Annotated in this window: 11 protein-coding genes; all 11 read left to right on the forward strand. The window is 64.8% G+C overall.

The annotated features are described in order from the left end of the window. Positions 1–202 precede the first annotated feature (202 nt). Positions 203–1,378 carry a MurR/RpiR family transcriptional regulator gene (locus MB84_RS07350; RefSeq protein WP_245725503.1) on the forward strand — a complete coding sequence of 392 codons (1,176 nt, stop codon included), beginning with the start codon at positions 203–205 and terminating at the stop codon, positions 1,376–1,378. Next, complete coding sequence (locus MB84_RS07355; protein ID WP_046291308.1) at positions 1,375–2,331, forward strand: isoaspartyl peptidase/L-asparaginase family protein; 957 nt, start codon at positions 1,375–1,377, stop codon at positions 2,329–2,331. The genes MB84_RS07350 and MB84_RS07355 overlap by 4 nt, the downstream gene beginning before the upstream one ends. A gap of 111 nt (positions 2,332–2,442) precedes the next feature. Further along, positions 2,443–4,329 (forward strand): dipeptide ABC transporter ATP-binding protein, encoded by a 1,887-nt coding sequence (locus MB84_RS07360; RefSeq protein WP_046291309.1) that lies wholly within the window; start codon positions 2,443–2,445, stop codon positions 4,327–4,329. A gap of 186 nt (positions 4,330–4,515) precedes the next feature. Then, positions 4,516–6,075 (forward strand): glutathione ABC transporter substrate-binding protein GsiB, encoded by a 1,560-nt coding sequence (gene gsiB, locus MB84_RS07365; protein WP_046291310.1) that lies wholly within the window; start codon positions 4,516–4,518, stop codon positions 6,073–6,075. 178 nt (positions 6,076–6,253) lie between these two features. Further along, positions 6,254–7,174 (forward strand): glutathione ABC transporter permease GsiC, encoded by a 921-nt coding sequence (gene gsiC, locus MB84_RS07370; protein ID WP_046291311.1) that lies wholly within the window; start codon positions 6,254–6,256, stop codon positions 7,172–7,174. 10 nt (positions 7,175–7,184) lie between these two features. Then, positions 7,185–8,090, forward strand: coding sequence for a glutathione ABC transporter permease GsiD (gene gsiD, locus MB84_RS07375; RefSeq protein ID WP_046291312.1), 906 nt, complete (start codon positions 7,185–7,187; stop codon positions 8,088–8,090). A 23-nt stretch (positions 8,091–8,113) separates the two neighbouring features. Next, positions 8,114–9,238 (forward strand): DmpA family aminopeptidase, encoded by a 1,125-nt coding sequence (locus MB84_RS07380; RefSeq protein ID WP_046291313.1) that lies wholly within the window; start codon positions 8,114–8,116, stop codon positions 9,236–9,238. A gap of 100 nt (positions 9,239–9,338) precedes the next feature. Beyond that, positions 9,339–10,157 carry a M55 family metallopeptidase gene (locus MB84_RS07385; RefSeq protein ID WP_046291314.1) on the forward strand — a complete coding sequence of 273 codons (819 nt, stop codon included), beginning with the start codon at positions 9,339–9,341 and terminating at the stop codon, positions 10,155–10,157. A 297-nt stretch (positions 10,158–10,454) separates the two neighbouring features. Then, positions 10,455–11,405: a DUF4118 domain-containing protein gene (locus MB84_RS07390; protein WP_084009651.1), complete on the forward strand. Its 951-nt coding sequence runs from the start codon at positions 10,455–10,457 to the stop codon at positions 11,403–11,405. 2 nt (positions 11,406–11,407) lie between these two features. Then, on the forward strand, positions 11,408–12,277 hold the full coding sequence (locus tag MB84_RS07395) for an alpha/beta hydrolase (protein ID WP_046291315.1): 870 nt from the start codon (positions 11,408–11,410) through the stop codon (positions 12,275–12,277). Positions 12,278–12,569: 292 nt separating this feature from the next. Beyond that, positions 12,570–13,775 (forward strand): ABC transporter ATP-binding protein, encoded by a 1,206-nt coding sequence (locus MB84_RS07400; protein ID WP_084009652.1) that lies wholly within the window; start codon positions 12,570–12,572, stop codon positions 13,773–13,775. Positions 13,776–13,825 lie beyond the last annotated feature (50 nt).

Genomic DNA, 13,825 nt, shown 5'->3' on the forward strand with positions numbered 1-13,825 from the left:
GGCAAGTTCGTGCATTCGGGTTTGCCCTAGTATGCCCGCTTTTTACGTATGACGGAGGTCGTGCCCCCTTGTTTTGACAGGGTTTGCGGGCTGTGAGGGGGAAATCCACGCGTGTTCGACGCTCGGCTGGCAGCATTTGAACTATTTTTTTCTTTTGACGGGGTGCCGATGAAAATATACTTTCCTTCACTCCGAAGGAAGGATGCGTTTCAATTTCATGATCGATGCCGATTCGTTGCCCGCCGACCTGCCGCTCACTGAGCGCATCGTGCGAGCCATGCCCGAACTGACGCCCGCGCAGCAGCGCATGGCGGCGTTCGTGCTCGACAACACGTTTCGCGCCGCGACCATGCGCATCGACGAATTTGCCGACGCCGTTGGCGTGTCGCTCGCAACCGTCAACCGTTTCGCCCGCGCGCTCGGCTTCGACGGCTACCCCCAATGCCGTGCGGCCATGGTTCGCGGCTACGAGGCGACGCTGGCCCCTATCGAAAGCCTGCGCACGAGCAAGGCGCAGGCGAGCGACAGCGCGGACGTGATGGCCGCGTCCCTTGCGCAGGCCATCGAGAATCTGGACTGGACCCGTCGCGCACTCGACGCGGGGACGTGCGAGCGCGCCATCGAGTCGATTCTGCAAGCGCACCGCATTTACGTGCTGGGACTGGGGGCGAGCGGTTATCTCGCCGGTCTGCTCCATCATGGTCTCGATCCCTATTGTGAAAACGTGCAGTCGGTCGTCGGCGCAGGCGGATCGACGCATGCTGCACGTCAGCTCTTCAAATTGCGCGAGGGCGATCTGGTGATCGCGCTCGGTTTCCCGCGCTACGTCTCCGACACCGTGACGCTGTGCCGTCGCCTGCGCGGGCGTGGTGTGTCGGTGATGGTGCTGACCGACAGTCCGACGTCGCCGCTGGCGCCGCTGGGCGATATCGTCCTCTTCGTGCGTAGCAAGCCGCGTCTGTCGAGCAACTCCGAAGCGAGCGTGCTGGCGATAATCGACGCCATTTGCGACGCCGTCGCACAACGTGCGAAACACGCCGTGGACCGCGCCACCGAACTGACCGATTTCCTGCTCCCGTGGATCGACTCGGCGTCGCAGAGTCCGTCGAACGCACCGGCCAATGTGGCCAGAGCGGTGGCCCGAGCGCCGTCGCCCGTCGTCGGACGCGTCGCGACCGCTGCCGCCACCGCGACCACCGCGACTACTGCCACCGCCGCCGCCGTGAAGTCGCTGTCGAACCCCGTAACGGCGGCGACGGCCAGCCCGCAGGGCGCACCGAATCCGGTCCATCAGACCGCATCCCGACATTCGAGTCATGCCAGCACGGCGTCCGGCGCGACGCCTGTTGGTCTGGACAGAAAGGACAACGCATCATGAGCCACGCCCAACGCGCAGTCATCGCCATTCACGGCGGTGCCGGAACGATCAGCCGAGACACGTCGCCCGAAGAACTCAAGGCGTATCACGAGGCCCTGGCCGACGTGCTGCGCGCCGGTCAGGCCGTGTTGGCGGCGGGCGGATCCGCGCTCGACGCGGTCACCGTAGCCGTGCAGCATCTCGAAGATTGCCCGCGCTTCAATGCCGGACGGGGTGCGGTCTTCACCCACGAAGGCACGCACGAACTCGACGCCGCGATCATGAACGGCACGACGCTCGACGCCGGTGCCATTGCTTGCGTTCATCGAGTACGCAACCCGATTCTGGCGGCTCGCTCGGTGCTGGAGCACAGCCCGCACGTCCTGCTCGTGGGCGAGGGCGCAGAAGCCTTCGCTGCGGCGAACGGTGCCGAACTCGTCGATCCCGAGTACTTCTTTACCGAAGCCCGTTACGCCCAGTTGCAGCGCGCGCTGGCGAGTGCGGCCGTGTCGCTCGATCACGACATGCCGCTCAAGAAAGAGCCCATCGATCCGGACACGAAGTTCGGCACGGTCGGCGCAGTCGCCTGCGACATGCACGGCCATGTGGCAGCCGCGACCTCTACCGGCGGGATGACGAACAAGGCCATCGGCCGCGTGGGCGATTCGCCGCTGATCGGCGCGGGCTGTTATGCGAACGACGCCACGGCCGCCGTGTCGGCGACGGGCACCGGCGAGGCGTTCATTCGCGCCGTCGCGTGCTACGAAGTGGGCGCGCTGATGGCCTACGCGGGCCTGTCGCTGGCCGATGCAGCCGAGCGCGTTATTCGCGAGCGTCTACCGCGCGTGGATGGCCGCGGCGGTCTGATCGCGGTGGACGCACAGGGCAACGTGGCGCTGCCGTTCAACACGGAAGGGATGTATCGCGGCGTGGCCCGTGTCGGCGAGACGCCGGTGACGGCCATTCACGAATAACGAGCATGAATATCGCCTGACGTCCGACGACGGCAGGCAGGACAGGGCGGCACCGGCGACGGCACCGCCCTTGGCAACAGATTCGGCAAGCGAAGATTAGCGAGGACAGGCGTGGCTGAGCGTAAGACAACCCCCACCATTTCGTTGCCCGACGAGCGTGTGCTCGACGTGAGCGGCATCTCCGTGCAGTTCGCGACCTCCGAGCGCGTGGTCACGGCCGTGCGTGACCTGTCCTTTCACGTCGACCGGGGCGAGACGCTCGCCATCGTCGGCGAATCCGGCTCGGGCAAGTCGGTGACGTCGCTGGCCGCCATGCGTCTCGTGGAAAACGGCGGCGGACGCATCACGCAGGGCACGATGATCATGCGCCGTCGCAATGGCCGCCTGGTCGATCTCACGCGTGCGAGCGGCCACACCATGCGCAGCATCCGGGGCGCCGACATGGCGATGATCTTCCAGGAGCCGATGACGTCGCTCAACCCGGTGTTTCCGGTCGGTGAGCAGATCGCCGAGTCGATTCGTCTGCACCAGGGCAAGGACGCCGCCGCCGCGCGCGCCGAAGCCCTGCGCACGCTCGAACTCGTGCGCATTCCCGAAGCGCGCCGCGTGCTCGGCCGGTTCCCGCACCAGCTCTCCGGCGGCATGCGTCAGCGCGTAATGATCGCGATGGCGCTCTCGTGCAAGCCGGGCTTGCTGATTGCAGACGAGCCGACCACCGCCCTCGACGTGACCATTCAGGCGCAGATCCTGCAACTGATTCGCGCGTTGCAGGACGAGATGCACATGGGCGTAGTGTTCATTACCCACGACATGGGCGTGGTCGCCGAGGTCGCCGACCGCGTGCTGGTCATGCATCGCGGCGACAAGGTCGAAGAAGGCAAGTCGGCGGAAATCTTCGCCGCACCGCGTGAGCGCTACACGCAGGCGCTGCTCTCGGCCGTGCCGCGTCTCGGTTCGATGCAAGGCACCGATCTGCCGGCACGCTTCCCGCTGCTGCGCTACGACGCACCGCCCGACGCCAAGCCCGCTGCCGAAACGCCGCAGCCAACGGTCAAGACCGAGGCCGGTCCGATCCTGCGCGTGAAGGATCTCGTCGCGCGCTTCGATGTGCCGTCGGGTTTATTCGGTCGCGTGAAACAGCGCGTGCATGCGGTCGAGCGGGTGAGTTTCGACCTGTACCCCGGCGAGACGCTGGGGCTCGTGGGCGAATCGGGATGCGGCAAGTCGACGACCGGCCGTGCGCTGCTGCGTCTGGTCGCCAGTCAGGGCGGCTCCATCGAGTTCGGCGGCAAGCCGATTCACGATCTCGCAGGCCGCGCCTTGCAGACGCTGCGCCGCGATATCCAGTTCATCTTCCAGGACCCGTTCGCGTCGCTCGATCCGCGTCTGACGGTGGGCTTCTCGATCATGGAACCGCTGCTGGTGCATGGCGTGGCGAGCGGCGCTGAAGCCGAAAAGCGCGTGGCGGAATTGCTGGAGCGCGTGGGCCTGCCCGCCGAATACGCTCAGCGTTATCCGCATGAATTCTCGGGCGGTCAGCGTCAGCGTATCGCGATCGCGCGGGCACTGGCGCTCAAGCCCAAGGTCGTGATCGCCGACGAATCCGTCTCGGCGCTCGACGTCTCCGTGCAGGCGCAGATCATCAACCTGATGCTCGACCTGCAAAAGGAGTTCGGTATCGCGTTCCTGTTCATCTCGCACGACATGGCGGTCGTGGAGCGCATCAGCCATCGTGTGGCGGTGATGTTCCTCGGTCAGATCGTCGAGATCGGCCCGCGCCGCGCGATTTTCGAAAACCCCCAGCATCCGTACACGAAGAAACTGATGTCGGCGGTGCCGATCGCCGATCCGGCGCGTCGTCACGCCAAACGCGAGCTGCTGACGGAAGAGATTCCGAGCCCGATCCGCGCGCTCGGCGACGAGCCGCAGGTGCAGCCGTTGGTCGAAGTCGGCGCAGGGCACTTTGTCGCGCGCCATCGCGTGGCCGGTGCTTATTGATGCGTACGTCCCGAACGTCGTGAGCCGAACCCGTTTTTCCCGGGAGCGATGGCTTCGCAACCGGTAGTTTCAGGCAGTTCCAGGCGGTAACCCTTGCTGTTCATGTTCTCACCATAATGCCCGCCAAGTGGCGCAGTCGGACGACTGGCCCGGGGCGACCCCGTCAGACCAGAAGGAGAAAGACAGATGTCGAAAAACGTTTTGTTGGGCGCTCGCTGGAAAACCGCGCTCGCGTCCGTCGCTGTGGCGTCCGCCGTGTTCGGTGCAGGCCCGGCGTTTGCCGCCAAGGATGTCGTGATGGCCGTGCAATCGACCTTCACGACGATGGATCCGTACGATGCGAACGATACGCTGTCGCAAGCCGTCGCCAAGTCGTTCTACGAGGGCATGTTCGGTTTCGACAAGGACATGAAGCTCATCAACGTGCTGGCCGATAGCTATACGGTCTCGCCCGATGGCCTCGTGTACACGATCAAGCTCAAGTCGGGTGTGAAGTTCCAGGACGGCACGAACTTCGACGCCGCCGCCGTGAAGGCAACGTTCGATCGCGTGACGAACCCGGACAACAAGCTCAAGCGCTACAACCTGTACAAGGAAATCGCCAAGACGGAAGCCGTCGACGCGCACACGGTGAAGTTCACGCTCAAGGAGCCGTTCTCTCCGTTCATCAACACGCTGGCGCACCCGTCGGCCGTGATCATCTCGCCCGAAGCGCTCAAGAAGTACGGCAAGGACATCGCTTCGCACCCGGTCGGCACGGGCCCGTTCGAGTTCGTCGAATGGAACCGCACCGATTACGTGAAGGTGAAGAAGTTCGACGGCTACTGGAAGAAGGGCTATCCGAAGGTCGACACGATCACCTTCAAGCCGGTGGTGGACAACAACACGCGCGCCGCCGTCATGCAGACGGGCGAAGCCGGTTTTGCCTTTCCGGTGCCGTATGAGCAGGCCGAAGGCCTGAAGTCGGGCGGCAAGGTGGACGTGATCGCCGGTCCGTCGATCATCCAGCGCTATGTGAGCTTCAACACGAAGCAGAAGCCGTTCGACGACGTGCGCGTGCGTCAGGCCATCAACTACGCCATCAACAAGGAAGCGCTGGTGAAGGTGGCCTTCGCAGGCTACGCCACGCCGGCCGACGGTGTGGTGCCGAAGGGCGTCGACTACGCGGTCAAGACCGGCCCGTGGCCGTACAACCCGGCCAAGGCCAAGGAACTGCTCAAGGAAGCCGGTTATCCGAACGGCTTCGAGACCGTGCTGTGGTCCGCCTACACGTACACCACGGCGCAGAAGGTCATCCAGTTCGTGCAGCAGCAACTGGCGCAGGTCGGCATCAAAGCGCAAGTGCGCGCGCTCGAAGCCGGTCAGCGTGTCGAGCTGGTCGAGTCCGCACCGGACCCCGACAAGGCCCCGGTGCGCATGTACTACGTGGGCTGGTCGTCGTCGACGGGTGAAGCCGACTGGGCGCTGCGCCCGCTGCTGAGCTCGGAATCGTTCCCGCCGAAGCTGTTCAACACGGCGTACTACAAGAACGAAGCGGTCGACGCGGACTTCAACAAGGCGCTGCTCACGACCGACCGTGCCGAGAAGACGAAGCTGTACACGGACGCACAACAGAAGATCTGGAACGACGCGCCCTGGGCGTTCCTCGTGACGGAAAAGCTGCTGTACGCACGTAATAAGAACCTGAGCGGCGTGTACACGATGCCCGACGGTTCGTTCAACTTCACCGACATCTCGATGAAGTAAGCGCGTGGCGCGTGTGCGCCCCGGAATGCCGGGGCGGCGCGCGTGCGACATGCATTCGATGTGCGTTCGATGTGCGCGTGATGTTCCCCGCGCCGCCCGGTCCAGCGAATAAGCTTCGACGCTGGCGGCGCGGTCTACCGCAAGACATGGTTTCGGCAAGACGTTCGGCAAGACTGCGATGCTCAATTACTTTCTCAAACGCCTGCTTGGCCTGATCCCCACGCTGCTGATCGTGGCAGTGCTGGTGTTCGCCTTCGTGCACATGTTGCCGGGCGATCCGGCGCGTCTGGCGGCCGGTCCGCAGGCGGACGAGGCGACCGTGGCGCTGGTGCGCCAGGATCTCGGCCTCGACAAGCCGCTGCTCACGCAGTTCACGTCCTTCATCTCGAACGCCGTGCGCGGCGATTTCGGGCCGTCGATGCGCAGCAAGCAGCCGGTCTCGCAAGAGATCTCCAGCCGCTTCCTGCCCACGTTGTGGCTCACACTCGTGAGCATGGTGTGGTCGGTGGTGATCGGCATGGGGCTCGGCGTAGCCTCGGCGGTGTGGCGCAATCGCTGGCCCGACCGGCTTGGCATGACCTTCGCTGTCTCCGGTATCTCGTTCCCGGCGTTCGCGCTGGGCATGCTCCTGATGCAGATTTTCTCGGTGCAGCTCGGCTGGTTGCCGACCATCGGCGCCGACTCGTGGAAGAGCTACATCCTGCCCTCGATTACGTTGGGCGCGGCCGTGGCCGCCGTGATGGCGCGCTTCACACGCTCGGCCTTCGTCGAGGTGCTGCATGAAGACTTCGTGCGCACCGCGCGTGCGAAGGGTCTCAACGAAATGCGCGTGGTGTTCAAGCACGCGTTGCGTAACGCCATGATCCCTGTCGTCACGATGATGGGGTTGCAGTTCGGTTTTCTGCTTGGTGGCTCGATTGTCGTCGAGGTGGTGTTCAACTGGCCCGGGCTCGGACGCCTGCTGATCGACTCGGTCGAGATGCGCGACTACCCGGCGATTCAGGCGCTGGTGCTGCTGTTCTCGCTTGAGTTCATTCTGATCAACCTCGTGGTCGACGTGCTGTACGCCGTCATCAACCCGACCATTCGCTACAAGTGAGGCAAGCACAATGAGCGCAAGCCAACCGACAACGGCCGCGAACGCGGCTGCCGCCAGCAACAGCCGCGTACGCACGCCGTGGCGCGAAGTCTGGCGCAAGTTCAAGAAGCAACACATCGCGATGGTCGCCGGGGCGTTCGTGCTGGCACTGGTCGTCGTTGCGATTCTCGCGCCGCACCTGGTGCCGTTCGACCCGGAGAACTTCTTCGACTACGACGCGCTCAATGCCGGACCGTCCGCGAAGCACTGGTTCGGCGTCGACTCGCTCGGTCGCGACATCTTCAGCCGCGCGCTCGCCGGTTCGCGCATCTCGCTCGCCGCCGGCTTCGGCTCGGTCGCGCTCGGGGCGGTCATCGGTACGGTGCTCGGTCTGCTGGCCGGGTATTACGAAGGCTGGTGGGACCGCATCGTCATGCGTATCTCCGACGTGCTGTTTGCCTTCCCCGGCATTCTGCTGGCCATCGGTGTGGTGGCGGTGCTGGGTAACGGCATGATCAACGTGATCGTGGCGGTGGCTATCTTCTCGATTCCGGCATTCGCCCGCCTCGTGCGCGGCAACACGCTGGTGCTCAAGCATCTGACGTACATCGAAGCGGCGCGCTCCATCGGGGCGTCCGACTGGACGATCATCATGCGGCACATTCTGCCGGGGACGGTGTCGTCCATCGTCGTGTATTTCTCGATGCGTATCGGCACCTCGATCATCACGGCCGCGAGCCTGTCGTTCCTCGGTCTGGGCGCACAGCCGCCGACGCCGGAGTGGGGCGCAATGCTCAACGAAGCGCGCGCCGACATGGTCAACGCCCCGCACATCGCCATCTTCCCGAGTCTGGCCATCTTTCTGACCGTGCTCGCCTTCAACTTGCTGGGCGACGGTCTGCGCGACGCGCTCGATCCGAAGCTCGACCGGCACTGATATTCCCGCAGGAGCGCGAAGCCATGCCCCCGTCAGAATTTCGCGAAGCCTTGTTCGGCGCGCCTCACGTGGGGCAACTGCCCGCCGGGGCGCGCGACGCGATCACCGATGTGCCCGGCGTGTTCGTCGGGCAGGTTACGCTTGAAGATGGTCCGGTGCAGACCGGTGTCACCGTCGTGTGTCCGACACCGGCCTCCACGGCGCACGCTGGCGGTGCGCCGGACGCCTCCGCCCCCCACGCCCAGTGGGATCCGTTCCGCACCAAGATTCCTGCTGCCGCTGCCGTGATCAACGGCTTCGGCAAGAGCGTCGGTCTCATGCAGATCGAAGAGCTGGGCGTGATCGAAGCGCCGCTGGCGCTCACCAATACCTTCTCCGTCAGTCAGGTCGTGCTGGGGCAACTGCGCGCCGCCATTGCCGCGAACCCCGACATCGGACGCGGCGGTCCATCGCTGAATCCGACCGTGTTCGAATGTAACGACGGCTACCTCAACGATATGCAGGCGTTCGCCGTCTCGGATGCGCATTATGCGCAGGCGCTGGCGAATGCGTCGCCGGTGTTCGCACAGGGCGCGGTGGGGGCGGGGCGAGGCATGTCCAGCTTTGGCCTCAAGGGCGGGATCGGTTCGGCGTCGCGCGTCGTGGAGACGGCCGGAGCGACGTTCACGGTCGGCGTGCTGGTGCTGTCGAATTTCGGACGCCCCTCACAACTGACGATTCACGGACGCCATGTCGGCCCGGTGCTAGACGAACGCCTTGCCCAGCCTGAGCAGAGCGCAGCGCCCGAGCGCGGCTCGATCATCATGCTCGTCGCCACCGACGCGCCGCTCGACGCACGCCAGTTGCGCCGCGTCGCGACCCGCACCGGGGCGGGGTTGGCCCGCACCGGCTCCGTCTACGGTCACGGCAGCGGCGACGTGGCACTCGCTTTCACCACCGCTTATACGGTGTCGCACGACGCGCTGGGGCGTGTCGCGCCAGCCGCGCTGGTGCCCGACGCGTTACTCGACCCGATTTTTCAGGCGACGGCCGACGCCACCGAGCAGGCCATCCTGCATGCGTTGTTTGCCGCCGAGTCGGTCCTTGGCCGCGATGGCCACGTGCGACGCGCGCTCGCAGACGTTTTGCCCGACTGGGCGACGCTTTGAATACAGCCCGCTTCCGTCCGCTTCCGTCTGCTTCCGTCCGGTCCAGTCCGGCGAGCGCGGAAAACCCCATCGATGACACTGCCGAGACATTGCTGACACTATGCGAATCCTGATTTCCACCGACATCGAAGGCGTCGCCGGCGTCTTTCACGCCGAACAGACGCGCGCCGGTAATGGCGAATACGAACTCGCCCGCCGCTGGATGACGCGCGAGGCCAATGCCGCCGTCGAAGGCGCCTTCGCGGGTGGCGCGACCGAAGTGATGGTCAACGACTCGCACGGAAGCTTCCGCAATTTGCTGCCTGACGAACTCGACCCGCGCGCCCGTCTGGTGCTGGGCAAACCGCGTTACCTGAGCATGGCCGCTGGCGTGGAAGCCGGGTGCGACGCCATGTTCATGATCGGTTTTCACGGCAAGGCGCAGAGCGCCGGCATTCTGGCGCACACCATCAACAGCTTCGCCTTCGCGCGCGTGTGGCTTGGCGGCGTGGAAGCGGGCGAAGCGATGATCTACGGCGCACTTGCAGGCGAGCGCGGCGTGCCGGTGGTCATGGCCAGCGGCGACGACGTGTTCGTCGAGGAGACACAACCGATTTTCCCGTCCGCCCATTTCGTGCAGACGAAGTCGGCGTGGGGGCAGGGTAGCGGCATGACGCTCAGCCCGGCGCATTCGTGCGAACTGATTCGCGAAGCGGCCAAGATGTCGCTGGCCGACACTCGCAAGTGGCACACGTTCAAGGTGGACACGCCTGTCGAAGTGCGTCTGCAAACACAGACCACCGCGCTGGCCGATCTCTTCTGTCAATGGCCGACGCTCGAGCGCGTCGACGGCGTGACGTTGCAGTTCGAAGCGCCCACCGTGGAGGCGGCCGTTCGCATGCTCAATTGCCTCTCCGCGATGTCTTTCATGCTGCGTTGAAGCCATCGAAATCGGCAAAAAACGTCCCCCAAACGACCCCGTATCCTTTTGTTTTGCAGGGTTTTGTCGAGTTTTGTCACCGGTTTTTCCCTGTCAACCGAGCCGGTACTGGCCGCGCAGCCGCGCCAGTGCTGAATCCGACGTTTCCATGTTGTTACGACGCGACCGAATTAGGGTTTGACGCCCCCGAACGTCGAGAGCGGGCGTGCGATAATCCGTAATATTTTGTAACAGGTATGCCGCCCTTTAGTGCATAACCTCGGATTATTGAGCGTCGGCAAACGTCGGCGGTGAATCATGGAAATCAGAAACGCCCGACGTTGGGCGGAGCCCGGCGCCAAGCGGTATGTCGGGGCGTTAATGGTGGTACTTGCTGCGTTTCTCATTCGCAGCCTCCTCCATCCGGTGCTCGATCACTCGATGCCGGGTCTCTTTTTCGTTTGCGCGGCCATCATCGTCGAATTCGTCTGGGGGCTGGGACCCGCGATCATGGCGATGGTCATCAGCATCCCGATTTTCGATTTCTTCTTCGTGCCGCCGTTTCGCGACGTCGCCGAACTGGATCGTCGCGACGTGCTCATCGTCACCGGCTTTCTCATGATCACGCCGCTCGCCGTGGCGCTGATCGAGCGACTGCGTCGCGCGCAATATCGCGCCGAGCTGATCGCGGAGGTGGCGCAGACACGTTACGAAATGCTGTTGCGCGCCGAGAACGAGCGCATGGTGCTCACCGATTCGGTGCAACTGGGCAACGCCCTGATGACGTATCTGACGAAGCACCTGGACTCGATCTTCTACCTGGCGAACCCGGCCACGCATTACGTCTTCATCGATGAGCATTTCCGTCGCGAGACGGGCGTGACGCCGGAGCTCGCCAAGCGCGATGGCCTGCGCGCACTGCTGCATCCGGACGACGCGAAGCGCATGGCGGGACTCTTCACGCTTGAGGACGAACCGCCGCCGCACGGGGCTTACAACCTGCGCGTGCGTACGCGCGACGGGGGCTACGACCTGATCCACTGCGAGCTTCAGCATTTCCGCGCGCACGTGGGGACCTATATGATTCTGCGACTGCACTCGGGGCCGACGGTGCGCCCGGTGACGTCGTTGCATACGCTCTCGCAGGCATCTGCGGCGAACCGTTCCGATAGCACGACCAGCCATACGAGTGAATCGAAGACCGGCACGCCTGAGCGGCGCGACGTTAGCGAAGTTTCGGAGACGCCCGTCGTCTCCGGCGGGGTTTGACCATGTTTCAGCAAGATATTTTCTACAAGGGCGGCGAACACGCCGTGCTGTTGCTGCCGGGACTCTCGAGCACACCGCTCGAAATGCGTCCGGTCGCCAAGGCGTTGCATCGCGACGGGTACACCGTGTCGGTGCCTCACATCGAAGGCTACGGCCTCGGCTCGCCGTGCACGCACTGGCGCGAGTGGATTGTTGCCGCGCGCGCGAAGTATCGCGAGTTGCGCGACACGCATGAAACCGTCTCGCTTTGCGGTCTGAGCATGGGCGCGACGCTCAGTCTGGCCGTGGCCGAAGAGGAGCCGGACGTCACGGCGATCTCGGTGCTGGCCGTCACGCTCGTGTACGACGGCTGGACCATTCCGCTCGCGTATCCGCTGCTCGATTTGCTGTATCACCTGCCGTTCGGCAATCGCTATCGCTATTACGAGAAGGCGCCGTTCGGTCTGAAGAACGAACGGCTGCGTGCGCGTGTCGAGAAATCCATGTCGCAGCACGACGCCTCGGAAATCGGCTCGGCGTCGCTGCCCATCGAGCATCTGTATAACGCGCGCCGGCTGGCCTCTCACGTGCGCAACCGTCTCGATCGTGTGACGGCGGATTGCCTCATCGTCCATGCGGTCGACGACGATACGGCCAGCCCGCATAACGCGCGCATCGTGTACAACGGCGTGTCGTCGGACGTGAAGCAGAAATGCCTGCTCGGCGAGAGCTATCACATCCTCACGATGGACAACGAGCGCGAGACCGTCGCCGACGAGACGCGCCGTTTCTTCCGCGACGCCGTGGCGCGCCGTACCGGCGCGGCCACTTCCGAGACCCGCATCATCTCCAAGGCGCTGCTGCGCGCCAAGCGCCGTCAGGCAGCGGCCTGATGGCCATCGCTCGGGCGTCGTCTCCTGACGCCCGACGTCTCCGAAGTTCTTAAGCCGCACACGCTTACACCCGCGTGTGCGGCTTTCGTTCAGATACCTGAATTCTCACGTGGCGAGAGCGGCATCGGCCCTGCGCTCGTCTGCGCTCACCTGATCGGACGCCTGACATTCCTGTCCCGCGGGAGCCGCGGCGGTGTTGGTGCACACGATGTCATCAAACTGCCATCGATAGCCGGTTAAGGTCGGGTTTTTCCGATTCGGCCGACTTCGTACGGCCAGCGCCTATCCGCTCATGTCATCGCTCGTCATCGAATCCGTCAACAAGCAGTGGGGCGACACATACGCGCTCCAGGATGTGAGTTTCGCGGCCGACGCGGGCTCGCTGGTCGTTCTGCTCGGCCCGTCGGGCTGCGGCAAGTCGACACTGCTGCGCATGATCGCCGGTCTCGATACGCCGACGAGCGGGCGCATCCTGCTCGGTGGCGACGACGTCACGGCGCTCCCGCCCGCGCGTCGCAAGCTCTCGATGGTGTTCCAGTCGTACGCACTGTTCCCGCATCTTTCCGTGCGCGAGAACCTGCTGTTCGGCCTGCGCGTGCGTCGCGAGCCGACGCGCGATTACCTGCAACGCCTTGCCCGCGTGGCGTCGTTGCTCGGCCTCGCGCCGTATCTGGACCGTAAGCCGTCGCAACTGTCGGGGGGCCAGCAGCAGCGCGTGGCGCTGGGGCGTGCGGTCATTGCGCAGACGTCCGTGTGTCTGATGGACGAACCGCTCTCGAATCTCGATGCGCAACTGCGTCAGGAAATGCGTCGTGAAATCCGTGCGCTGCAACAGCAGCTCGGCATGACGCTCATTTACGTCACCCACGATCAGACAGAGGCGATGAGCATGGCCGATCAGGTCGTGCTGTTGCGCCACGGCCGGATCGAACAGCAAGGCGCACCGCACACGCTATACGCCACGCCATCGACGCGGTTCGCTGCGAGCTTCATCGGCACGCCGCCGATGCATCTGCTCAAGCTGGTGCGTCATGGCGACGGTCTCGTGCCCGCCGGGCAAACCGGCCCCGCGCTTGCAAGCGCCGGTTCGCGCGACGCCGCGCTGCTCGGGCTGCGTCCGGAACACGTTCGCGCTGTCGCGCCGAGCGCTGTGGGCGCGGTACTCGCGACGGTGAGCGCCGTCGAGTACCTGGGCGCGGACACGCTTGTCGCGTGCGCCCTCGGCGACGCGGGCGAGATCGCCACGCGCGTGCCGGGCCATCGGCCGCTCCTGCCGGGCGACGCCATCGGCTTGCAGTGGGATGCCGTCGATCAGCATTTGTTCGACGCGACCTCGGGCGAGCGTGTGGCCGATGCGGCGCCGAACGTGAGCACACGGGTCGCGCCGTCGACGCCAGCATCTGCATCGCCCGTCGCGGCGCAGACGCCGAGCGCTACGTCGCCACAAGCGCGGCAAACCCTGCAGGCCACGACGCTGACGCCGGAACACCACGCCTGAATCAGGGCGGAGGCCAGCATCGGTCGGCAAGATGGCCGAGCGGTCGACAC

It is taken from the genome of Pandoraea oxalativorans, from assembly GCF_000972785.3.
GTDB lineage: Bacteria > Pseudomonadota > Gammaproteobacteria > Burkholderiales > Burkholderiaceae > Pandoraea > Pandoraea oxalativorans.

Coding starts and splice junctions, on each gene's coding strand:
- MB84_RS07350 (WP_245725503.1), top strand. CDS start 203: ATGCGTTTCAATTTCATGATCGATGCCGATTCGTTGCCCGCCGACCTG.
- MB84_RS07355 (WP_046291308.1), top strand. CDS start 1,375: ATGAGCCACGCCCAACGCGCAGTCATCGCCATTCACGGCGGTGCCGGA.
- gsiB (WP_046291310.1), top strand. CDS start 4,516: ATGTCGAAAAACGTTTTGTTGGGCGCTCGCTGGAAAACCGCGCTCGCG.
- gsiC (WP_046291311.1), top strand. CDS start 6,254: ATGCTCAATTACTTTCTCAAACGCCTGCTTGGCCTGATCCCCACGCTG.
- MB84_RS07390 (WP_084009651.1), top strand. CDS start 10,455: ATGGAAATCAGAAACGCCCGACGTTGGGCGGAGCCCGGCGCCAAGCGG.
- MB84_RS07385 (WP_046291314.1), top strand. CDS start 9,339: ATGCGAATCCTGATTTCCACCGACATCGAAGGCGTCGCCGGCGTCTTT.
- gsiD (WP_046291312.1), top strand. CDS start 7,185: ATGAGCGCAAGCCAACCGACAACGGCCGCGAACGCGGCTGCCGCCAGC.
- MB84_RS07400 (WP_084009652.1), top strand. CDS start 12,570: ATGTCATCGCTCGTCATCGAATCCGTCAACAAGCAGTGGGGCGACACA.
- MB84_RS07380 (WP_046291313.1), top strand. CDS start 8,114: ATGCCCCCGTCAGAATTTCGCGAAGCCTTGTTCGGCGCGCCTCACGTG.
- MB84_RS07395 (WP_046291315.1), top strand. CDS start 11,408: ATGTTTCAGCAAGATATTTTCTACAAGGGCGGCGAACACGCCGTGCTG.